Source organism: Novosphingobium rhizosphaerae (assembly GCF_050920675.1).
Taxonomy (GTDB): Bacteria; Pseudomonadota; Alphaproteobacteria; order Sphingomonadales; family Sphingomonadaceae; genus Novosphingobium; species Novosphingobium rhizosphaerae.
Map to the genome: position 1 here is coordinate 3,818,096 of NZ_CP137861.1, position 23,042 is coordinate 3,841,137.

Annotated in this window: 17 protein-coding genes; 8 read left to right on the plus strand and 9 right to left on the minus strand. The window is 65.9% G+C overall.

The genetic code is table 11. The features are described 5' to 3' along the window. Window positions 1-69 precede the first annotated feature (69 nt). The gene (locus tag R9J51_RS17250) at window positions 70-2,736 is read right to left on the minus strand and encodes an EAL domain-containing protein (RefSeq protein ID WP_168557631.1); all 2,667 of its coding nucleotides are present in this window, start codon (window positions 2,734-2,736) and stop codon (window positions 70-72) included. 193 nt (window positions 2,737-2,929) lie between these two features. On the opposite strand from R9J51_RS17250, the gene R9J51_RS17255 reads away from it, so the two are divergent. Next, a complete protein-coding gene (locus R9J51_RS17255) occupies window positions 2,930-3,730 on the plus strand; it encodes an alpha/beta fold hydrolase (RefSeq protein WP_248290558.1) in 801 nt (266 codons plus the stop codon). Between the two features lie 54 nt (window positions 3,731-3,784). Here the strand turns inward: R9J51_RS17255 and R9J51_RS17260 are convergent, their stop codons facing one another. The 6 genes from R9J51_RS17260 to R9J51_RS17285 form a co-directional block, all read right to left on the minus strand. Next, the gene (locus tag R9J51_RS17260) at window positions 3,785-5,215 is read right to left on the minus strand and encodes a globin-coupled sensor protein (RefSeq protein ID WP_169476377.1); all 1,431 of its coding nucleotides are present in this window, start codon (window positions 5,213-5,215) and stop codon (window positions 3,785-3,787) included. A gap of 176 nt (window positions 5,216-5,391) precedes the next feature. Continuing rightward, window positions 5,392-6,510, minus strand: a complete 1,119-nt coding sequence (dnaN, locus tag R9J51_RS17265; protein ID WP_168557629.1) for a DNA polymerase III subunit beta — start codon at window positions 6,508-6,510, stop codon at window positions 5,392-5,394. Window positions 6,511-6,752: 242 nt separating this feature from the next. Beyond that, window positions 6,753-7,268 (minus strand): hypothetical protein, encoded by a 516-nt coding sequence (locus R9J51_RS17270; protein WP_248291774.1) that lies wholly within the window; start codon window positions 7,266-7,268, stop codon window positions 6,753-6,755. 14 nt (window positions 7,269-7,282) lie between these two features. Next, window positions 7,283-8,047, minus strand: coding sequence for a 3-oxoacyl-[acyl-carrier-protein] reductase (fabG, locus tag R9J51_RS17275; RefSeq protein WP_168557628.1), 765 nt, complete (start codon window positions 8,045-8,047; stop codon window positions 7,283-7,285). A 151-nt stretch (window positions 8,048-8,198) separates the two neighbouring features. Further along, window positions 8,199-9,137 (minus strand): ACP S-malonyltransferase, encoded by a 939-nt coding sequence (gene fabD / locus R9J51_RS17280; RefSeq protein ID WP_179505226.1) that lies wholly within the window; start codon window positions 9,135-9,137, stop codon window positions 8,199-8,201. Between the two features lie 32 nt (window positions 9,138-9,169). Next, window positions 9,170-10,003: an LD-carboxypeptidase gene (locus R9J51_RS17285; protein WP_179505227.1), complete on the minus strand. Its 834-nt coding sequence runs from the start codon at window positions 10,001-10,003 to the stop codon at window positions 9,170-9,172. Window positions 10,004-10,423: 420 nt separating this feature from the next. On the opposite strand from R9J51_RS17285, the gene R9J51_RS17290 reads away from it, so the two are divergent. Further along, entirely contained in the window at window positions 10,424-11,854 is a 1,431-nt protein-coding gene (locus R9J51_RS17290) for a glutamate ligase domain-containing protein (protein WP_179505228.1), read from the plus strand. A gap of 9 nt (window positions 11,855-11,863) precedes the next feature. Here the strand turns inward: R9J51_RS17290 and R9J51_RS17295 are convergent, their stop codons facing one another. Then, window positions 11,864-12,409: a GNAT family N-acetyltransferase gene (locus R9J51_RS17295; RefSeq protein WP_168557624.1), complete on the minus strand. Its 546-nt coding sequence runs from the start codon at window positions 12,407-12,409 to the stop codon at window positions 11,864-11,866. 300 nt (window positions 12,410-12,709) lie between these two features. Here R9J51_RS17295 and rpsA point away from each other — a divergent pair, with 300 nt between their 5' ends. From rpsA to R9J51_RS17325, 6 genes are all read left to right on the plus strand, one after another. Then, a complete protein-coding gene (rpsA, locus tag R9J51_RS17300; protein WP_168557623.1) occupies window positions 12,710-14,410 on the plus strand; it encodes a 30S ribosomal protein S1 in 1,701 nt (566 codons plus the stop codon). Between the two features lie 210 nt (window positions 14,411-14,620). After that, window positions 14,621-18,793 carry a calcium-binding protein gene (locus tag R9J51_RS17305; RefSeq protein ID WP_179505229.1) on the plus strand — a complete coding sequence of 1,391 codons (4,173 nt, stop codon included), beginning with the start codon at window positions 14,621-14,623 and terminating at the stop codon, window positions 18,791-18,793. Window positions 18,794-18,831: 38 nt separating this feature from the next. Continuing rightward, on the plus strand, window positions 18,832-19,428 hold the full coding sequence (locus R9J51_RS17310; protein ID WP_179505230.1) for a biliverdin-producing heme oxygenase: 597 nt from the start codon (window positions 18,832-18,834) through the stop codon (window positions 19,426-19,428). A 108-nt stretch (window positions 19,429-19,536) separates the two neighbouring features. After that, complete coding sequence (gene gloB / locus R9J51_RS17315) at window positions 19,537-20,298, plus strand: hydroxyacylglutathione hydrolase (protein ID WP_179505231.1); 762 nt, start codon at window positions 19,537-19,539, stop codon at window positions 20,296-20,298. A 29-nt stretch (window positions 20,299-20,327) separates the two neighbouring features. Continuing rightward, entirely contained in the window at window positions 20,328-21,353 is a 1,026-nt protein-coding gene (locus R9J51_RS17320) for a LacI family DNA-binding transcriptional regulator (protein ID WP_168557619.1), read from the plus strand. Between the two features lie 2 nt (window positions 21,354-21,355). Beyond that, a complete protein-coding gene (locus R9J51_RS17325) occupies window positions 21,356-21,814 on the plus strand; it encodes an Lrp/AsnC family transcriptional regulator (RefSeq protein WP_168557618.1) in 459 nt (152 codons plus the stop codon). On the opposite strand, the gene R9J51_RS17330 is transcribed toward R9J51_RS17325, so the two are convergent. Continuing rightward, a complete protein-coding gene (locus R9J51_RS17330) occupies window positions 21,815-23,029 on the minus strand; it encodes an MFS transporter (protein ID WP_218847384.1) in 1,215 nt (404 codons plus the stop codon). Window positions 23,030-23,042 lie beyond the last annotated feature (13 nt).

Below are 23,042 nucleotides of genomic sequence, written 5' to 3' on the forward strand. Positions count from 1 at the left end.
TGTCATCAGGGGCGATGGGGGTGTTTGGCCGCAGGGAACATGCCCTGCCGTGGCCATCGCAACCTGCCTTCACCCCACCTTGCGCTGTACCGTGCGTTCGGGCAGCGGCATCGGCGCGCGCACCTGGACCACGGCGATGCGGCCATCCTCGTCGGCCTTGAGCGGGGCGGCGAATTCCACGCCCATGCGGTCGTCGTTGCTCCAGCGGCAGGTGCCCGTCACAGTATGGCCATCGGCCAGTTGGATGCGGAACACCGTGCCTGCCGGCACATTCCACAGTCCTTCGATCAGCGCGCCGGTCATCGAGATATTGCGAACCATGCCATTGTATTTGTGGCCGGCATGTTCCAGCACCACTTTGCGCAGCATAGACTGGCGGCTGGCGCGGGCAGAGCGTGGTCCCTGTGCCACCGCGACAAGGCCCGTGGAAAGCCGCGCCGCCGCGTTCACCGCCGAAAGCGGGCGCTCATAGATATAGCCCTGGACATGGCTGCAGCCCAGCATGCGCACCAGGTCCAGTTCGTCGAGCGTCTCGACGCCCTCGGCCGTGGTCTCCATGCCCAATGCTTCGGCCAGGCTGACGATCGAGGCGATGATCGCGCCGTTGCGGCTGCCCGGCTGGGTGGCGCCACGCACGAACGACTGGTCGATCTTGATCTTGTCGAACGGCGCGGAGCGCAGATAGCCAAGCGAGGAATAGCCAGTGCCGAAATCGTCGAGCGCCAGGCGCACACCGATCGATTTCAATTGCTTGAACATCTGGTCGGTGCCCTCGTCGTTGTTGAGGAACACGCTTTCGGTGATTTCCAGCTCAAGCCGCTCGGCATCCACGCCCGCGTGGGCCAACGCCGACGTGACGATCGTGGGCAGCGCCGGGTTGGCAAATTGCAGCGGCGACACGTTGACCGCCACGCGCACGTCTTGGGGCCATTGCGCCAAATCCTGGCAGGCCGTGCGCAGCGCCCATTCGCCGATCGCGGCGATCAGGCCGGTGTCTTCGGCAATGGGGATGAACTTGGCCGGCGAAATGAAGCCATGCTTGGGGTGGTGCCAGCGCAGCAGCGCCTCGAACCCGGTGATCCGCTCGGTCGCGGTCTGCACCACCGGCTGGTAATAGAGTTCCAGCCCGCCGTGGGCCACAGCATCGCGCAGTTCCTCTTCCAGCTGGCGCCGTTCCTCGGCATCGCTGTGCAGGTCTGCGGCATAGAAATGATAGCGCCCGCGCCCGCCATCCTTGGCGGCATAGAGCGCGAGGTCGGCGTTGCGAATCAGCGCCTCGCTGGTCACCCCGTCGTCGGGCGCGATGGCGATACCCACCGATGCGCCGATCATCACGCGATTGCCGTCGATGGCATAAGGCGCCGAAAGCTGCTCGATCACCTGCCCGGCGAGATAGGCAAGGTGGTCGCGCTCAATCTTGCCGGGCATGATCACCTGGAATTCATCGCCGCCCAGGCGCCCAACGCGGCCGACATTGCCGATCACGCCCTCCAGCCGCTGCGCCACCTGCTTGAGCAGCGCGTCGCCCGCCGGATGGCCCAGCGTATCGTTGACCTGCTTGAACCGGTCGAGATCGAGCAGGAACACGGCGCAGGCGCGGTGCTGCACTTGCGGCGCAACCAGGATCTTTTCCAGCGTCTGCGACATGCGCAGGCGGTTGGACAGGCCGGTCAGCGAATCGAACTGCGCCAGGCGCGAGGCATGTTCGGCCGAGCGGCGCTTTTCCGTCAGATCGGTGCCCGAACCGCGAAAGCCCTGGAAATTGTTAAAGGTGTCATAAGTCGGGCGGCCGTTGATCTGCCACCAGCGCTCTTCCAGATCGGTGGCTGCACGCACGGCCAGTTCGGAAAAGCTCGATCGCGCCGAAAGGTGGAACGCCAGGGTGCGCTCGCCTTCGCCAGCCTGGCTGGCCAGGTTGAACAGCTCGGGAAACGGGCGGCCGATCAATTCTTCCACGCTGCGGCCCAGGATCTGGGCCACGGGGCGGGACAGGTAAGTGATCTGGCCGCGTCGGTCGGTTTCCCAGAACCAGCCCTGGCCGGTTTCCTCGTAATCGGCCAGGATTTCCTGGGCCCGCGTCTGGATGCGGGTTTCGATTTCCATCTGTTCGCGCGTGCGCGCTTCGATCTCGCGTTGGCGGAAATAGGCGGCCACCGCCACGGCGAGGCCGATGCCCAGCGTGACCAGCCCGCCCAGACGGCTCGCCGCACAGGCAACGCCTGCCCAGATCGCCACTTGCGCCACCAGCACGCCGGCCAGTTGCCCGGATTCGAACACCGTGGCGAGCAGCGAGACGGTGACCAGCAGGGCCAGGGCCTCAAGCCAGGGCACGGCGCCGATGTCTGCCCAATGGCCCACCGTTGCGCCAAACAGGAACATCGGCATGCCCACGGCCAGCGCCATCAACATCATCCGCGGCGCAGTGCCCACCACGCCGGCGTTTTCAACCCGCACCGCCAGCGCGCCCAGCAGGGCCAGCACCACGGCGGTAATTCCCACCGAAAGCACCGTGCCATCAGGCACCGTGGCATTGAGCGCGCCCAAGCCGACCAGCCCCACGGCCATCGGCACGGCAATCTGCGGCCATTCGCGCGCGATCAGGCGGTTGCCGTGGCGCAGTGCCGGGGCGTGGCTCGATGGCACGCGTTCGCGCCGCCGCTGGGTGCGTGCATAGTCGCGGCGATCATCGCCACGTGCTTCAAGATCGGTCTGCTGAGCCCCGGATACGTCTGCCATGACACCGACTTGCCCGAACGGCTTTGAAAAACCGTTAAGCAGACCTGACGAAGGCGCTCGAAATCTGCCCACTTTTACCTCCGTAATGAACCTGCTAGGCCGCGCGCCGGGGCCGGAAGGGACGTTGCAGCGCAAAAGGACGGTTTCTGGCCGGCCTGTTCGTGCGGCACGGCCGGCAGGAGATGACGGGATCGTGGCGAGTTTAACCGCTGATTTTTCGATGGTTGGCGTGGCGGGGCGGCGGCTGAGGCTGGGGCAATGGCACGTTCGCGCGCAAGCGGCGCGTCCGCTCGTGCTGCTGAACGGCATTGGCATGAACATGGAGCTGATGGAGCCCGTGGCGCGTGCCTTGTCCTGCCGCCGGGTCATCAGCTTCGACGTGCCGGGCATCGGCAAGTCACCCGACCCGATCATTCCCTATACCATGCCGTGCATGGCGCTCACGCTCGCGGCGCTGCTCGATCGCCTGCATCTCGATGCGGTCGACGTGCTGGGCATCAGCTGGGGTGGCGCGGTGGCGCAGCAATTTGCATTCCAGCATCGCGCGCGCATCGGCCGGCTTGCCCTGGCGGCAACCGCGGCGGGCGTGGCCATGGTCCCCGGCAATCCCACGATCCTGAGCCACATGGCCGATCCGCGCGAATATACCGTGGCCCGCACCCTGCAACGCAATCTGGCCATGCTCTATAACGGCGGTGGCCGCCACGCGGTGTCGCTCAATGCCGCCATGCCGCCCTCGCCGGTGGGCTGGGCGTGCCAGTTGAGTGCTTTCTCCAGCTGGAGCAGCGCGCCGTTCCTGCCGCTGCTTTCGGTGCCCACGCTGGTTCTGCACGACGAGGAAGACCAGCTCATTCCACCCGCCAACGCCCATTTCCTGCATGGCGCCATTCCCGGCAGCCAGCTCGAATTGTTCAAGGGTGGCGGCCACTTGTTCATGCTGGCCGATCCCGAAGCCTTTGCCGCCACGCTGCGCGGGTTCCTCGACGCCGCCTGACGCGGAAAAGCACCCGCGCAGCCTTACGCTGGGCGGGCCTGTGCCCAGGCCGCTTCAGGCAGCCCGCCGCACCGCCGCCTGATGCCCCGACAATGCGTCCACCCGGAAATGCCCGACGAGGTCGGCCATGCGATCGGCCTCCCCCGCCAGGCTCCGCGATGCCGCGGTCGCTTGCTCCACCATCGCCGCGTTCTGCTGCGTCATCAGGTCCAGCTCGTTCACCGTGGCCTGGATCTGGCGGATATTGCCGGCCTGCGCCCGCGCGCCTTCGGCAATGTTGGCCGCCACGTCGGCAATCGCCCCCACGCGGTTGACGATGCGCTCGAACGTTTCCCCGGTCTGCCCGACCAGCGTAACGCCGCGTTCCACCTGGACCGAGCTTTCGCCGATGAGCTTCTTGATATCGAGCGCGGCTTCGGCCGAGCGCTGGGCAAGCGCGCGCACTTCGTTGGCCACCACGGCAAAGCCGCGCCCGGCGTCACCCGCGCGCGCCGCCTCGACCCCGGCATTCAGGGCGAGAAGATTGGTCTGGAACGCGATGCCGTCGATCACCGCGATGATCTTGCCGATTTCCGCGGCAGAGCGGTGGATGTCGTTCATCGCCTGGACCGCTTCGTCCAGCACGCCGCCACCCTGGCGCGCGTCGCCATGGGCCTGCTGGACGGCAGAATTGAGTTGCGTCGCCTCTTCCGCCGTGGTGCTCACCGTGCCGGCAAGCGTGGTGATCGAGGCCGAGGCCTCTTCCAGCGAGGCAGCCTGCTGTTCGGTACGGCGGGCCAGATCGTCTGACGCTTCGCGGATTTCCTTGGCCCCGGTATCGACCGCGCGCGAGGTTTGCGACACTTCGCCCAGCGCGCTGCTTACCTTCTTGCGCATCGTTTCCAGGTCGTTTTCCAGCGCGGCATAGGCTTCGGGCAGGCCCGACAGCGCCACGGTGAAATCGCCTTCGGTCATCTTGCGCACGGTGTGCCCCACCTGCGCCACGACGGCCTGGCGCTTGGCATCTTCCGCCTCGAAATAGGCGGACAGCGCCAATTCCATGTCCATCAGCGCCATTTTCACCAGCGTGGCCACGGCCTTGGCGCGGCTGCGCCCCATCGCGCCAAGCCCGCGCCCCAGGAACCGCACGATGACTTCATCCAGCACCGAGGCATAGGCCCCGATATACCAGCCCGGCGCCAGGCCGATGCGGGCGTGCACATCGCCGATGCGCTGGGCGCGTTCGGCCAGGTTGGTGCCCGGCGCGCCGCTAAACATGCCGCGCCAATGCTCGATCTGCTTGTCGCGCGCATGGCTCATCGCCTGTCGCGATGAAAAGAATCGCGCAGTGTCGGGCGTGCTTCCGATCCTATCGTAAAGCCGCTCCAGCGCGGGCGGCGCGAGGCTGTCCATCGCTCCGGCGATCTGGGCAAAGCGCGCCACATCATCCGCAGAAATGTTGAAGAATGCCAGCTTCTGATCGACGTCCTGCTGGGAGAGGGCCATGAGGTTTCCTTGACGGTATGAACGGCCAAGGGATACCGGCTTTGGTTCAATAGCGCGAAAACACCCACTAGGGGATCATCCGCAATCCCGTGCCTGCTGCGCCGCACCAACGAAAAGGGGCGGAAGTCGCATCGACCCCGCCCCATTCGCGTTCCATCGGCAACACGCCGCGCCGGTTACACCCGCATGGGCATCAGCACATAGAGCGCGGGAGACTTGTCGTCCTTGCGGATCAGCGTGGGAGCGCCGGCATCGGCCAGGTGCAACTCCACCGTGTCGCCATCGATCTGGCTGAGGATGTCCTTGAGGTAATTGGCGTTGAAGCCGATCTCGAAACCTTGGGCGGTATAGTCTGCCGGCAGTTCTTCGGCAGCGGTGCCGTTGTCAGGGCTGGTAACGGACAACGTCACGCGGTCGGTTTCCAGGGCCATCTTCACCGCGCGGGTCTTTTCCGTGGCGATCGTCGCCACGCGATCGACGCCTTCGTAGAAGCTGCGCGGATCAAGCTTGAGCAGCTTGTCGTTGGCGGTGGGAATGACCCGGCTGTAATCGGGGAACGTGCCGTCGATCAGCTTGCTGGTCAGCACCACGCCGTGCTCGCCGCCCAGGGTAAAGCGCACCTTGCTGGCCGAAAGATCAAGCAGCACGTTGGTATCGAGCACTTCTTCCAGCAGCTTGCGCAACTCGCCCACGCATTTGCGCGGCACGATCACATCGGGCATGCCCTCGGCACCCTCGGGGCGCGACAGGGTGTAGCGTGCCAGGCGGTGCCCGTCGGTGGCAGCGGCCTTGAGCACGTCGTCGGCCACGTGGAAAAAGATCCCGTTGAGGTAATACCGGGTTTCCTCGGTCGAGATTGCAAAGCGCGTGCGGTCGATCAGTTCGGCCAGCGTGCGCGCGGGGATTTCGAAGCTGGTCGGCAGATCGCCTTCCACGATCATCGGGAAATCGTCGCGTGGCAGCGTGGGCAACTGGAAGCGGCTGCGCCCGGCCTTCACGATCATGCGGTTGTCGCTGGTTTCCAGGCTGACCTGCGAGCCATCGGGCAGCTTGCGCGCGATGTCGAACAGCAAGTGGGCCGAAACGGTGATGGCACCGGCGCCTTCCACCGAAACGGCCGGCATCGATTCGACGATCTGCAGATCAAGGTCGGTCGCCATCAGGCGCACCGAATTGTTGGCCGAAGCCTCGATCAGCACGTTGGAGAGAATGGGAATGGTGTTGCGGCGTTCGACAACCGACTGGACGTGGGACAGGCAGCGCAGAAGAGTCGCGCGTTCGATGGTCGCCTTCATTCTCGTCTCGATCCCCAGTCTCGTTTACCCAGCCCGTTCAGACAGAATCTGACCCAGGCCGGACTGGACGGACAGGCGCCGTCCGGGTTGGCTGCACGCACAAAGGCCATGGAATCACAGCCCGCAGCGTTGCGTTTCGGACCACCTTTCTTAGCGTGGCGTGCCCCTTGGGCAAGGCTCGCCTTGCCTGCCCCCCGTGAAACTGTGCATAAATGGCCCGAAAACTCGAAAAAATCGTGGTTTCAGTCCAGATCGCGCTGCCCGTCGAACATCAGCGCGGTGGCCACGATCCAGCCGGTGATCAATTCCCACCCTTGCGCGGTCACGCTGGCCGGGGGCTTGCCGGCCTTGTCCAGCGCCTCGCCCACGATGCGCAAGTCGCCCTGCGTCACCTTGTCGGCCGGGTTGTTGGTGTTGCCCGGCCCGATATCGAGCGCCTGGTCGATCAGGCCCGAACGAATGCCCAGCGCCGCCAGCCGACCGTCAAGGGCGTCGCGACCCATGCGCCCCCAGGTATAGCTGAAATACGCCTCGCGCTGCTTGTCGTTGAGCAACTGGTCGGCGGCGCAAGCATCGGTGATGGCGCGCAGATCGGCCTGAGTGGCGTTGGCAGTGGGCGTGCCGGGCACCAGGATCGCATCGGCCACGCGGATATCCAGCCCCTCGGGCGCAGCCTTCACGCCGCAGGCCAGCGTCTCGGGCGGGCGCGCGCCGGCCGGCCATGGCACGCTCAGCGCCACGGCGGCCAGTGCCATCATCCACCCGGCTCGCATCAGGCGAACATCGCCATGCCGCCGTTCACATGCAGCGTCTGACCGGTCATGTAGCCGGCTTCCTTGCTGGCGAGATAGGCCACCGCCGCACCGATGTCCTGGCCTTCGCCCATGCGGCCCATGGGAATGCGGCCGTTGAGCGCGTCCTTCTGCGCATCGGGCAGCACGTCGGTCATCGCGGTGCGGATGAAGCCGGGCGCCACGCAGTTGACCGTCACGTTGCGGCTGGCCAGTTCCTGCGCCAGGCTCTTCGACATGCCGACCAGGCCTGCCTTGGCGGCGGCATAGTTGATCTGGCCCGGATTGCCGGTGGCGCCCACCACGCTGGTGACCGAGATGATGCGGCCAAAGCGTGCTTTCATCATCGGCTTGGTGGCGGCGCGCATCAGGCGGAACGCGGCTTCAAGGTTGACGCGGATCACCGCATCCCATTCCTCGTCCTTCATCCGCATCGCCAGGTTGTCACGCGTGATGCCGGCATTGTTGACCAGGATGTCGATCTTGCCCAGCGTGTCGAGCGCGGCGGGAACCAGGCGTTCCACCTGCTCGGCGTTGGACAGGTCGCAGGTCACCTCGACATGGTCGTGGCCATAGGTGTCGTTCAGTTCTTCGCGAAACGCCCGCAGCTTGGCAGGGTTGGTGCCCGAAAGCGCCAGGCGCGCGCCCTGGCGGGCCAGGGCATGGCTGATCGCCGAACCGATGCCACCGGCCGCGCCGGTCACCAGGGCGGTCATGCCGGTGAGGTCAAAAAGACGGTTTTCCATAAACTTGGCTCCACAATATGCTGGCCGCCGGTCCTGTTCACCGTCGCCCCGGATCGAATCCGGAGCCCTGCGCCACGTGGCGGGCACGGTGGACCCAAGCGGGACCCCGGATCAAGTCCGGGGCGACGAAGGGATGGACGAAGAAGCGGTGTCAGAGGTCTTTCGCCAGAGCCTCGATATCGGCCATGGTGATCACGCTGGTGACGGAAAGGTCTGCGCCGGCCGAGCGGGTGATCATCGGGGCAAGGACTTTGCCGCCCAGTTCCACGAAGCGTTCGACGCCCGCTTCCTTCATCGCGATCGCGCTTTCGCGCCAGCGCACGCGGCCGGTCACCTGCTCCACCAGCAACTGCTGCACTTGCGCCGGATCGGTGACGATCGCGGCGGTCACGTTGGCGAACAGCGGCACGCGGAAAGCCTGGGGCGGCGTGGCGGCCAGCGCATCGGCCATGGCATCGGCCGCGGGCTGCATCAGCGGGCAGTGGAACGGCGCGGAAACCGGCAGCAGCACGCCGCGCTTGATGCCATGCTCCTTGACCAGCGCCACCGCGCGCTCGATCGCTTCGCGATGGCCCGACAGCACGACCTGGGTGGGATCGTTGTCGTTGGCGACGGTGCAGACCTGGCCTTGCGCCGCAGCTTCCGCCAGCGCCGTCGCCTTGTCGATATCGGCCCCCAGCAGCGCGCACATCGCGCCTTCACCCACCGGCACGGCGGCCTGCATCGATTGGCCGCGCAGCTTGAGCAGGCGCGCGGTATCGGCCAGCGAAAAGGCCCCGGCAGCGCAGAGCGCGGTATATTCGCCCAGGCTGTGCCCGGCCACGAAATCGGCCTTGTCGGCCAGGGAAATGCCGCCTTCCTTTTCCAGCACGCGCAGCACGGCAATGGCATGAGCCATGATTGCCGGCTGGGCATTCTCGGTCAGCGTCAGCGCGTCGTCGGGGCCCTGGGTCATGATCTGGAACAGCTTCTGGCCGAGCGCGTCGTCCACTTCCTCGAACACTTCGCGCGCGGCGGCACTGGCGGCGGCGAGTTCGGTGCCCATGCCCACCTTCTGGCTGCCCTGCCCCGGAAAAACGAATGCCCGCATTGTTCAAAGCCTCCTGAAAACTGGCGCGCGCCCTATTGACCCTGCGGGGTTCCTGCAAGCCCGAACGGCACGATGCGATTGTCGGCGTCGTGCCCGATCTGGGCCCGGCCCAGGTATGGCACGCCGGCGCGCGCGCACCAGTGGCGCGCCATCTCTTCCACGGAAATGCCAAAAGGCCTATCGTTTTCAGGTACCTGGGTTACCCGGCCAAGCCGCAGCCCGGCTGCCTTCCCGGCTGCCAGGCCCGCCGTGACGTGGAACAGCAGGCGATCGACGGCATAGTCGTATTCGCTCACTTCCTCCACCATCACCACGTGCCCGGCCAGATCGGGCATGACCGGCGTGCCCATGATCATCGCCAGGGTCATGAGGTTGAACGCCACGGCCGGCACAGCGCCATCGAGCGAAGGTTCCAACCCGCAAACCTCGCCGCCCAGCCAGGCGAGCGTGCGCCGCACCGCCGCCTCGCCGCCTTCGCGGCGCACGTCCACCGGCATCGGCGCGTGAACCGGCCGGCCGATGCCCGCGCGATACAGCGCCGCCAGCATCACCCCGCCGTCGGAATAGCCAAGATAGGCCTTCCCGCGCGCGGCTGGTCCCAGCAGCCCGAGCGCATCCTGCGCAATCCGCCCCGCGCCATAGCCGCCGCGCGCAAACCACACTGCGTCAAAGCCGGGATCACTGGCGCATTCCACGAAAGCGGCCAGGCGCAGCGCATCCGGCCCGGCAAAATGCCCTTCCTGGGCAAAGCACTGGTCGTGAAAGACGATTTCCACGCCGGGATGATCCTGCGCCAAGGCGGCCACGCGCACGGCATCGTCGCGGTCAAACGGGGTGGACGGGGCACAGACGGCAACGCGCAACATGGCGGCTGTGTTAGGCTCTGCCGGGGCCTTCGTCCATCGCACTTGGTTAAGCAGATATTGCCCGAATACTTAGGGCGCGCGTTTCGGGAAAGGTTTTCGGGCCTGCCGCGTTGAGCAGATGACAGGGCCGAACGGGCACGCTGGACATGCAGCGTGGGCCGCTCCGGTGCTGTCGCCCCTTGCGCCTTTGCAATCGGGCGAAGGGCCGAAGATGGCTTGGCCGAACTTGTGCTCTCCACGGGGAGCCTGGCTCCGGTCTCGCCATTTTCCGGCCCGCACCCGGTCCTGGTGAAAGGGCCTGGCCGAACGATGCCGTCCACCCTGGCATTCGCTCCGGCCAGCCCTTTCCACCGCCAGCCCCCAATCGCCAGCCCCAAGCAATCTTGCCTCGGCGGCCATTTTCTGTAGTGCCTTGGCGCCATGGCCCACACCGTTTCCGCGCCCGATGATGCGCTCGTTGCCCATCCCTGGTTCTTTTGCGGCATCGGCGGATCGGGCATGTTGCCCCTGGCGCTGATCCTGAAAGGCGCCGGCGCGCAAGTGGCCGGGTCGGATCGCAGCCGCGACCAGGGCCGCACCCCGGAAAAGTTCGCCTGGCTGGAAAGCCTGGGCTTTGCCCTGTTCCCGCAGGATGGCAGCGGCATCACCTCGGCCGACCAGGCGCTGGTTGCCTCCGCCGCGGTGGAAGACACCGTGCCCGAAGTGGTGCGCGCGCGTGACCTGGGCTGTCCGCGCTTCACCCGCGCGCAATTGCTCGCGCGCCTGTTCAACGCCGCACCGGTGGGCATTGCCGTGGGCGGCACCAGCGGCAAATCGACCGTGACCGGCATGATCGGCTGGATCCTCACCGCCACCGGCCGCGATCCCACGATCATGAACGGCGCGGTGATGAAGAACTTCGCCACGCCCGATGCGCCGTTCGCCTCGGCGCGGGTTGGCCAGGGTGACCTGTTCGTTTCGGAAGTGGATGAAAGCGACGGCTCGATCGCGCTCTATCGCCCGCAGATCGCCGTGCTCAACAATGTCAGCCTCGATCACAAGAGCCTGGAAGAACTGCGCGAACTGTTTGGCAATTTTCTGGCCGCGGCGGCCGTGGCGGTGATCAACGCCGATGACGCAGAAAGCATGGGCCTGCGCCATCGTGCCCGCGCGGCGCTCACCTTCGGCTTCGCCGAAAGCGCCACGATCGGTGTGGTGCCGGCCAGCGTGGCCGAAAGCCCCACCGGCATTTCAGGCACGGTGATCGACCGGCGCGATGGCGCGCAATATCCACTCACCCTCGCCGTGCCGGGCCGCCACAACCTCGCCAATGCCCTGGCCGCGCTGGCCGCCGCCAGTGCCGCCGGCCTACCCTTGGCCGAGGCCGTGGCAGCGCTTGCCGGCTATGCCGGGCTTGCTCGCCGGTTCGATATAGTCGGCACCAGCGCCAGCGGCGTGACGGTGATCGACGATTTCGGCCACAACCCGGAAAAGGTGGCCGCCACGCTCGCCACGCTCAAGGCGCATCCGGGCCGCGTGCTCGCGCTGTTCCAGCCGCACGGCTATGGCCCGCTGCGCCAGATGGGCGAGGAACTGGCCCAAGTGCTGGCCACCCGGCTGGGCGCCGAAGACCATGTGATCCTGACCGACCCGGTCTATTTCGGTGGCACGGTGGATCGCACGCAAGGCTCCGAGCGCATCGTCGGCCTGATCAATGCACAGGGCGGCCAGGCCGAGCACGTGGCCGAGCGGGCCAAGGCGGGCGAAAGGCTTGCCGCCCTCGCCCGCCCCGGTGACCGGATCGTGATCATGGGCGCGCGCGACGATACCCTCTCGGCGTTCGCGCGCGATGTGCTGGCCAGCCTTCCCTGACCAGCCCTCTCACGCCAGCTTCTTTTCCAGCATGACCAGGTGCGGATCGCCCTCTACCCCGTGGGCGATGAAACCATAGTCCTTTTCCAGGTCGATCGCGGCCTGGTTGGCGCGGTCCTCGATGGCGATCACGCGGTCCAGTCCGCGGCGCTCGCCTTCATGGGCCAGCAGATCGAGCATGGCCCAGCCCACGCCCTGCCCGCGAAAGTCGCCGCGCACCGAAACCGCCACTTCGCCGGTGTCCATCGCGGCATCGCACGCCAGCATGCCCGAAGCGACAAGGTCGCCGCTCGCCTGGTCGAACGCGAGGAAGCTTTCGGTGCGCCAGTGGTCCACCCGCGTCAGCGGCAGGAGGCGCTGGTGATCGAGATGCCCCGCCGCCGCCAGGAAGCGGAAACGCCGGTCTTCGGGCAACACGGCATCAAAGAACGCGGCCAGCGCGTCTTCGTCTTCGGCAAAGGCCTGGCGCACGCTCAGCGTCACGCCATGGCGGGTGACGACCGTGGCCGCGCGGGCCAAGGCGGCCAGGGTGGGTGGGGTTTGGGTGGCAGTCATCGCGGCATCTCCCGTCGGCAGGAATTGATGCATCGCAGCTAGCCGCGTTTCGCCCCCCGGACCTTGACCTTGCGCAAAGCGGGCGTTTGCAAAACACGCGGTTTTGCTTGCATTTCACAAGGGGCAGGCCTAAGCGCGCGGTGTTCTGCCGGCCCTGCCGGAAGAATGCCTGCGCGGGCATCCGGCCCGCACGGGCGGATCGGCCCTTTTGGCCCATCATCCTGCATGGGGCAGGTGGTGGAGAAAAGACCGGCGGACCCAACCGCCTGGCCGGAAACATCGATACTAGGAAGACTTTCCATGTCTACCAACCCGACGCGCGACGATTTCGCCGCGCTGCTTGACGAATCGCTTGGCGCTGGCGCCACCGGTGGCTTTGAAGGCCGCGTCGTCAAGGGCACCGTTACCGCCATCGAAAACGACAAGGCCGTCATCGACGTGGGCCTGAAGAGCGAAGGCCGCGTGGCCCTGCGCGAATTCGCCGCCCCCGGCCAGCCGCACGGCCTCAAGGTCGGCGACGAAGTCGAAGTGTTCGTCGACCGCGTGGAAAACGCCGAAGGCGAAGCCATGCTCAGCCGCGACCGCGCCCGCCGCGAAGCCGCCTGGGACAAGCTTGAATCCGAATTCGGCGAAGGCAAGCGCGTTGAAGGCGTGATCTTCGGCCGCGTGAAGGGTGGCTTCACCGTCGATCTCGACGGCGCCGTGGCCTTCCTGCCCGGTTCGCAGGTCGATATCCGCCCGGTGCGCGACGTGACCCCGCTGATGGACATGCCGCAGCCGTTCCAGATCCTCAAGATGGATCGCCGCCGTGGCAACATCGTGGTTTCGCGCCGCGCCGTTCTGGAAGAAACCCGCGCCGAACAGCGTTCGGGCCTGATCCAGAACCTCAAGGAAGGCCAGATCATCGACGGCGTCGTCAAGAACATCACCGATTACGGTGCGTTCGTTGACCTGGGCGGCATCGACGGCCTGCTCCATGTCACCGACATGAGCTACAAGCGCGTCAACCACCCGAGCGAAGTGATCGCCATCGGCGACACCGTGCGCGTCCAGATCATCCGCATCAACCAGGACACGCAGCGCATCTCGCTGGGCATGAAGCAGCTGGAAAGCGATCCGTGGGATGGCGTTGCCGCCAAGTACCCGGTTGGCGCCAAGCTGCGCGGCACCGTCACCAACATCACCGAATACGGCGCCTTCGTGGAGCTGGAACCGGGCATCGAAGGCCTGGTCCACGTTTCGGAAATGTCCTGGACCAAGAAGAACGTCCACCCCGGCAAGATCGTTTCGACGAGCCAGGAAGTCGACGTCATGGTTCTGGAAGTCGACAGCGACAAGCGCCGCATCAGCCTGGGCCTCAAGCAGGCGCAGCAGAACCCCTGGGAAGCTTTCGCCGAAAAGCACCCGGTCGGCTCGATCGTGGAAGGCGAAGTCAAGAACGCCACCGAATTCGGTCTGTTCATCGGCCTGGATGGCGACGTGGACGGCATGGTCCACATGTCCGACATCGCGTGGGGCATCTCGGGTGAAGACGCCCTCGCCCTTCACCGCAAGGGTGAGCAGGTCAAGGCCGTGGTCCTCGACGTGGACGTCGACAAGGAGCGCATCTCGCTCGGCATGAAGCAGCTCGAAAAGGGCGCTCCGGCCGCTGGCGGCGTTGCCACCTCGGGCTCGCTGCGTCGTGGCGAAGTCGTCACCGTCACTGTCCTCGAAGTCCGCGATGGCGGCCTCGAAGTGCAGGCTGGCGAAGACGGCGCGACCGGCTTCATCAAGCGTTCGGACCTGGGCCGCGATCGTGACGAACAGCGTCCCGACCGCTTCCAGGTGGGCCAGAAGATCGACGCCATGGTCACCGGCTTCGATCGTTCCAAGAAGCCCAACTTCTCGATCAAGGCCCGTCAGCTGGCCGAAGAAAAGGAAGCCGTGGAACAGTACGGTTCGTCGGACTCGGGCGCTTCGCTCGGCGACATCCTGGGCGAAGCTCTCAAGGCGCGCGGCTGATCCCGCAAGCCTCAGGGGTTTTGAGCGGGGGCCTGGCGCCCTCGCCGCCTGAGACAACACGAAAAGGCCCGCTCGGCATCTGCCGGGCGGGCTTTTTCGTGGCCGTCGCAATCGCTCCAGAACGGCGAAAACTTTTGAAACATGGGATTTGACGGTCTTCCGGCGCGCTCTATCCTGCCGCCGTCACGCAAGAATTCCCAGGGGCAGGACTTGATCACCACCTACGGCACCGCCGGCAACGATACCATCACCGGCACCAATCCCGCGCCCAAGGATTTCTATGACGGGTCGGACGACATTGATGCCGGCGCTGGCGATGACATCTTGCGCGGCCTCGGCGGCAATGACTATCTGCACCCGGGGACCGGCAACGACCTGGTCGATGGCGGCAGCGGCGACGACTGGCTGTTTGCCACCTGGGAATCCGGTTTTGCCTATGCCGGCACGGTCCAGACCTGGATCGGCGGAACGGGATCGGATCTGCTCTGGGCAAACCTGGGCACAGCAACCCAGCCCTTTTCGCTCGATCTCTCGCTTACCACGGCGCAAGCCACTGGGGTGTTCGGAAACTTCATCGTGTCCGAGGTGGAAGGGGTAGCCGTTTCCGGCACGGTCGGCACTTTGCGCGGCTCTGCGGGCAACGACTGGCTCCAGGCGACAGCGATCATGACGGGTGGATTGATTGCCGGAGGCGCCGGCAACGATATCATCGTACTCAGTTCCAGCACGCCTGCCGTGCCCGTCGGCCCTTTCACGCTCGATGGCGGCACCGGCTCAGACTGGCTGGTCGTGGGCATCCAGGGATGGACCACCGGCAAGAACGGCACCACGTTCTCGCTCGTTCCCTCCACCGCAGCCAACGCGATGACGCTTACCAGCATCGAAAATCTGGCAGGCGGCTATGGCGACGACGTGCTGACCGGCAACGCGGGCGCCAATATCCTGGCGGGGGGTTATCGCAACGACGTTTTGCGCGGCGGCGATGGCAACGACACGCTCTATGGCGATGGCGCCTGGACCACCACGGGCAAGCGCACCTGGGTCGACACCGTCACGCTGAATTACGGCAATGACACGCTGGAAGGCGGCCTGGGCAACGATCGCCTGAACGGCGGCCTGGGGCTGGATACGGCCACCTATGTCCATGCCAGCGGTGCGGTCACGGTCGATCTTGGCCTTGGCACGGCAACCGGCGCCGATGGTAACGATACGCTGACGGCCATCGAAAACATCAATGGTTCCGCCTATGCGGATACGCTGATCGGCGATGCAGGGGATAACCTTATCAACGGCATGGGCGGCGCCGATCGCATGATCGGTGGCGCGGGCAACGATACGTTCGTCATCGACAACAAGGGCGACCAGGTGACCGAGAACACCGGCGGCGGGATCGACACGATCAAGTCCAGCCTTTCGTGGACCGCCGGGGCCGACATCGAAAACGTGACGCTGACCGGCAGCGCCGCGATCAACGCCACCGGCAACGATCTGGACAACGTGCTGACCGGCAATGCCGCCACCAATGTGCTCACCGGGGGCCTGGGCAACGATACCTATGTGATCCAGGGGCTGGATGACGTGATCGTGGAAACCGCCGATGCCGGCGTGGACACGGTGCGCGTCACCTTCGACTATACCCTGGGCGACACCCTCGAGAACCTGACGATGGATGCCGGCGGCCACCGCGCCACCGGCAATGCCCTGGCCAATGTGCTGACCGGCAGCAGCGGCGCCGACTTGCTCGATGGCGCAGGCGGGGCCGATACGATGATCGGCGGGCAAGGCAACGATATCTACTATATCGACAACGTGGGGGACACGGTTGTCGAAGAGTACACCTACAACAGTGGCACGGACACGGTCTACAGCACCGCGTCATTGGGCAAGATTGCCAATGTCGAAATCATCTACCTGCTGGGGGATGCAATTACCGCCACCGCGACATTCGACACGACCATCTACGGCAACGACAAGAACAACGTGATTACCTATTTCAACGCCAGCAGGATCTATGGCGGAAAGGGTGACGACGTCTATTACAATGTCAACGGGGTGAACGATGGTACCAAGTATGGCATCTTCGAAAACGCCGATGAAGGCACCGACACGGTCTATACCACCGCCTATACCTATATCCTGCCCGACAATATCGAAAACGGCGTGATCTCTGCGCCCACGCATGGCGGCGCGTTGACCGGCAATGCGCTCGACAACGTGCTGACCGGGGGCGATTTCTACGATACGCTGATCGCCAAGGGCGGGCACGATACGCTGATCGGCGGCCTGGGTGACGATTTCTATGTCATCGAGACGACCGGCCAGGTGATCATCGAAAAGGCTGGCGAGGGCAACGACCGCGTCTATGCCTCGCTGTCGTACACCCTGGGCGAAAACCTGGAAAATCTCTATCTGCGGGGAGACGCGGCCGAAGGCTATGGCAACAGCTTGGACAACCGCATCGAGGGGACAGCCAAGAACAACATCCTCGACGGCAAGAGCGGGGCCGACGTGATGGTCGGCTATGCCGGTGACGATACCTATTACGTTGATAACCTGGGCGATCAGGTGATCGAAGAGGCAGGTTCGGGCACCGACACGATCGTGACGTCGATCGACTACACGTTCGCGCGTGCCTCCAATGTCGAGAAGCTCATTCTGGCCGAAGGCTCTGCGGCGCGGCGCGCCATCGGCAGCGATGCCAACGAGACCATCACCGGCAACAGCGCGGACAATGACATCGACGGCCGCGGCGGGATCGACCGCATGGTCGGCGGCCTGGGCAACGACACCTATCACGTCAACACCGCGAACGACACGGTGGTTGAACTGGCGGACCAAGGCATCGACACGGTCCTCACGACGATCGACTACACGCTGGGCGCAACGCTGGAAAACCTGGCCGCCGACATCGGCGCCGGGACGCTGCGCCTCACCGGCAACGGGCTGGACAACATCGTGACGGGAGCCAGCGGGGACGACCTGCTGCGGGGCCTTGCCGGCAATGACCGGCTGGAAGGCGGCAATGGCAACGACTATCTGGACGGCGGCACGGGCAACGACACGCTGCTGGGCGGCGCCAATGCCGACACCCTAGTGGGCGGCGACGGCGCCGATACGCTCGATGGTGGCGCAGCCGCGGACAAGCTGGTGGGCGGCAATGGCGATGATAGCCTTGTCGGGGGCGATGGCGACGATAGCCTCGACGGTGGTGCGGACAACGATACGCTGGACGGTGGCATCGGCAACGACGTGTTGAGCGGCGGCGATGGAAGCGATCGCCTGCTGGGCGGCGACGGTGACGACAAGCTCGACGGCGGCACCGGTGCCGACACCATGATCGGCGGCAGCGGCTTCAACACGTTCATCGTCGACAATGCCGGCGATACGGTATCGGGCTCTGGCACGGTGCAGGCTTCCGTCAGCTTCGCACTGGCCGATAGCGACAATCTCACCCTCACCGGTTCGGCCGCGATCGACGGCACCGGCAACAGCCTGGCCAACGTGCTGACCGGAAACGGCGCCAACAACGTGCTGAACGGCATGGGTGGCGATGACACGCTGGACGGCGGGCGCGGGTTAGACACGCTGAACGGCGGCGAGGGCAACGATACCCTGCTGGGCGGCGCTGGCAATGACAGCCTGGATGGCGGCATCGGCAACGACCGGCTGGACGGCGGCACCGGCAGCGACGTCATGACCGGCGGGGCAGGCAACGACACGTTCATTTTCGATGGCAGCGGCGACAGCGCGATCGAACTGGCCAGTGGCGGCACCGATCGGGTGTTTTCCTCGGCCACGATCACCCTTGCCGCCAATATCGAAGTGGGCGCGCTTACCGGTGAAGCCGCCACCTCGCTTACCGGCAATGTCCTCAACAATGTCATGGGCGGCAATGCAGCGGCCAACACCCTGTCGGGCGGGGACGGCAACGATGTGCTGCTGGGCCGCGATGGCAACGACACCTTGCTGGGCGGCAATGGCGCCGACCAGCTGATCGGCGGATCGGGCAACGATACGCTGACTGGCGGCGCGGGCAGCGACAGGTTCGTGATCAGCCCGTTTCCAGAAGCAGGCATCGACCGGATCACCGATTTCGTCTCTGGCACCGACAAGATCGTGCTGCTCAATCCCGCACTGTCCGGCATGTTGACGGCCGATGCCTTCCGCCTCGGCACCGCCGCGCTCGATAGCAACGACGTGCTGATCTACGACCGGGGAAGCGGCAATCTCTATTTCGATGCCGACGCCAACGGCGCGGACGCTCCCATCCTGCTGGCCACGCTGGCACCCAACGCCGCCCTTGCCGTGACAGACATTGTCCTGCAGTCGTTCAGCGATTTTGCAGCCGAGAATGCCGCGACACAGGCGCTGTTGGTACTGTAACCTTGGCAGCGGCGCCATAACCTGCCTAAAGCGCGGGGATGAGCGTCACCCCTGCCCCGCATTTGCCGACGCACCAGCCGATTCCCGCGCGCGCGTTGCGACTGCGGGAAGCGACGCGCGATGTGCATGCCGCGCTCGATGCAGCGTTGATGGCACGGGAAAGCTTTGCCAGCCGCGAAGGCTATGCGCAGTTCCTGGCGATGCAGCTGGCGTTCCATCGCGCGGTTGCACCGCTTCATGCCGATCTGGCGTTGCAGGCCTTGTTGCCAGGCCTTGCCGCACGCGCGCGCCTGGCGCTGGTCGAGCAGGACATGGGCGACCTTGGCCTTGCCCTGCCCGCGCCTGACCCGCTGCCCGCCATTTCCGGCATGCCGCCTGCGCTGGGCTGGCTCTATGTGGCCGAAGGATCGAACCTGGGCGCGGCGGTGCTGCGCAAGCTGGTGGCGCGGATCGGCCTGTCCGACACGTTTGGCGCGCGGCACCTGGCGCCTGCCGCCGGAGGGCCGGCAGCACAGTGGCGCGCGTTTACCGATGCGCTCGATGCCATACCGCTGGATGCAGCGCAGGAAGCAAGCGCGGTGGCCGGCGCGCGCGATGCCTTTGCCCACGTGGCCCGGCTGGCGCGAATCGCCTGATCTGCCGCGTTGCCAGCGCAGGCAAGGCGGTTAACTGCCGTTTGCCGTCTTTTGCTTTGCAGCATTTGCGCTATGAGGGGCGCTGAGCGTGGGCCAGGAGCGAGGGCGATGATCGAGATACACCAGTTTCCCTGCCTGGCGGACAACTATGGCTATCTCGTGCACGATGGCGCCAGCGGCGAAACCGTGTGCATCGATACGCCCGATGCGACACGCTATCTGGGCGAGGCCGCCGCGCGCGGATGGCGCATCACGCAGATCTGGAACACGCACTGGCATGCCGATCATGCCGGCGGCAATGCGGCGATCAAGGACGCCACCGGCTGCACGATTACCGCCCCGGCTGGCGACGCAGCCAAGATTGCCGGCGTCGATCGCACCGTCGATCAAGGCGACACCGTGACCCTGGGCGAGCATGTGGCACAGGTTCTGGCCGTGGGCGGGCACACGCTGGGCCATGTGGCCTATCATCTGCCCGATGCCGGCGCCGCCTTTGTGGGCGATGCGCTGTTTGCGCTGGGCTGCGGCCGCATGTTCGAAGGCACCCCGGTGCAGTTCTGGACCAGCCTTTCCCGGCTGAAAGCGCTGCCGCCCGAAACGCTGGTCTATTGTGCGCACGAATATACCGCCAGCAACGCGCGCTTTGCCCTGCATGCCGATCCGGACAACGCCGCGCTGGCTGCCTATGCCGGCGAAGTGACGGCGCGCCGCGCCCAGGATCTACCCACCGTGCCCAGCCCGCTGGTGCGCGAACTGGCAACCAACCCTTTCCTGCGCGCCGATGATCCGGCGCTGCAATCCCGCTGGGGCGGCGGCGATGCCGTGGCCACCTTTGCCGCCCTGCGCGCGGCCAAGGACAGCTTCCGCTGACGGCTTCTGCGCGAAAGAGACCCTGATCCATGGCCGAAAAGCGCCTTTCCCGCGTAACCAGTTTCGACGTTGCCGAGGCAGCGGGGGTGAGCCAGTCCACCGTCAGCCGTGCCCTGGCCGGCGACCCGTCGATCAGCGCGCCCACGCGCCAGCGCGTGATGGAAGCCGCACGCAAGCTGAACTACCAAGTAGACGAGAACGCCGCGCGCCTGCGCCGGGGCAAGACCGGCACGCTGGCTGTGGTCATGGTCTGCCGGCCGGGGCAGGATCGCAAGGACCTGAACCCGTTCTACTATGCCCTGCTTGGCAGCACCTGCGCCGCCGCCTCGGCGCGCGGCTTTGAAGTCCTGGTGGCATTCCAGGACAGCCCGGAGAACTTCTGGGGCCATTACCAGGAACGCCGCAAGGCCGACGGCATGATCGTGATCGGCACCAGCGAGAACACCGCCGCCTGGGACTATTTCGGCAGCCTGCCCCAAGGCAGCCACTGGGTGTGCTGGGGCGCGACGCAGGATGATTTCCCCTGGGTGCGCAGCGACAACCACGCCGGCGCCACGCTCGCCACACGGCACATGCTGGTGCGCGGCTATCGCAACATCGTGTGCCTGGGATCGGAAACCTCGCCCCAGCGGCAGTTCAAGGAACGCTATGACGGCTATGCCGCCGCGATGGAAAGCGCGGGACTTGAACCCGTGCTCCAGCGCATCGAGCGCGGCCTGCCGCGCGAGGAACAGGGCCGCCGCGCCGCCGTGGCGCTGATCGACAGCGGCCGCCCGTTCGACGCGATCTTCGGCGTCAGCGACGAGATCGCGCTGGGCGCGCTCAAGGAATTCGGTGCGCGCGGGCTGGTGGTGCCCGACCAGATCGGCGTGGTCGGCTTTGACGGCGTGCGCGCCGGCGCCTGGTCCACCCCGCCGCTCACCACGGTGGAATCCGATTTCGAAGTGGCCGGGTCGTTGCTGGTCGATCGCCTGCTCGCGATGATCTCGGGCGAGGCAGCCACGGCGCGGCGCGTGCCTGTGCGCCTTGTCGTGCGCGGTTCCACCCGGCCCTGACGATGGACCAGGCGGCGCTGGACCGGATCGACCTCAAGATCGTCGAAGAACTGCGTGTCGACGGGCGGCTGAGTATCAACGAACTGGCCCGCCGCGTGGGATTGAGCAAGACGCCGTGCCAGGCGCGGCTCAAGCGCCTGATCGCCGATGGCGTGATCCGCGGCTTTCGCGCCGTGGTCGATCCGCAAAAACTCGGCCTGGCGCATATCGCGTTCACCCAGGTCAAGCTGTCGGACACGCGCGAAAAGGCGCTCGATGCATTCCGCCGCGCCGTCCTCCAGGTGGAGGAAGTGGAGGAATGCCACATGATCGCCAGCAATTTCGACTACCTGCTGAAAATCCGCACGGCCGATATCCTGGCCTATCGCCGGGTGCTGGGCGAGCGGATTTCCAGCCTGCCCAACGTGGCCAGCACATCGACCTATGTGGCGATGGAAACGATCATCGAGCACGGGGCCTGATCAGGCCAGCACAGCTTCTTCCTTGCTTTCGGCGCGCGTCACCGGACGCCGGGCCAGGGCCACCACCACAGCCACGGCCAGGCCGATGACCGCCTGGCCGGCAAAGTTGGGCACGAAGCTGCCCATGGTATCGTGCAGGTGCCCGCCGATGCTGGGGCCGATCGCGGCCGAAGTGGAAACCACGGTCATGATCGAATAGAGTTCCAGCGCCGCGCGCCCGCCGAACCAGCCGCGCAGCAGCAAGGCCGTGCCCACGGTGGAAACGCCGATGCCGATGCCGAACGTGACCGCGAAAAAGCCCAGTGCCATGGAGCCGAGCGGCAGGATCAGCGCCAGCGAGGAAAATGCCGATCCCACCAGTGCGACCACGGTCAGCGCGCGCGCATCCACCCGCTGTCCGGCAAAGCCGGCAAGCGCCGCCGCCACCGCCGCCACGAAGGCGGCGGCGGAAATGAAGCCCGTGGCGACGCCGGGCGCCACGGCATGTTCCAGCATGTGCTGATAGGCAAAACTGTGCACCGTGGTGTTGATCAACAGGCACGCGGTATAGGCCAGAACCACGATCCAGAACTGCCATGAGGCCAGCGCGGCGCGGGCGGTCCAGCCCTGGGGCGGTGGCGCGGCTTCGTCTGCCGGGCCATGCACCACGCCCACGCGGCGTTCGTAACCCCTGCACACCGCCGCCGCGAACAGGCCCAGCACCAGCGCGCCAGCGGCGCAGCACAGCCAATAGAGCCGCCAACTGCCGGTGGCTGAATGGATCGCAAAGAATGTCAGCGGCCCGGCCACGGCGCCGACGTTGCCGGCCGTGAAATAGAGGCCGATCGCGGTCGATCGCTTGCCGTCAAAGGCATTGCCGATGGCATCGACAGCGGCAATCGACCCGCAAAAACAGAAGCCCAGCCCCAGCAGCAGCGTGGCGAGCAGGTACATCGCCACGCCCTGCATCCAGGCCAGCGCGGCAAACCCCGCGATCAGTTGTGCCATGCCGATCAGCAGCGTCACCGCCACGCCATGGCGCCGGATCACCGCGGCGGGCAGCATCGAGGCTGCCCCGCAGGCGATGCCCAGCACGGTAAAGCCCATGCCGGCCTGGGCCCAGGTGAAATGGAGATCGGCCACGATCATCGGCAGGACCTGGCCCAGCGAATTGAACGTGGAGGCCATCAACAGGAAATAGAGCGCGGAAAACGCGCCCAGAATGACGATGCGCATCGGCTTGGTGCCC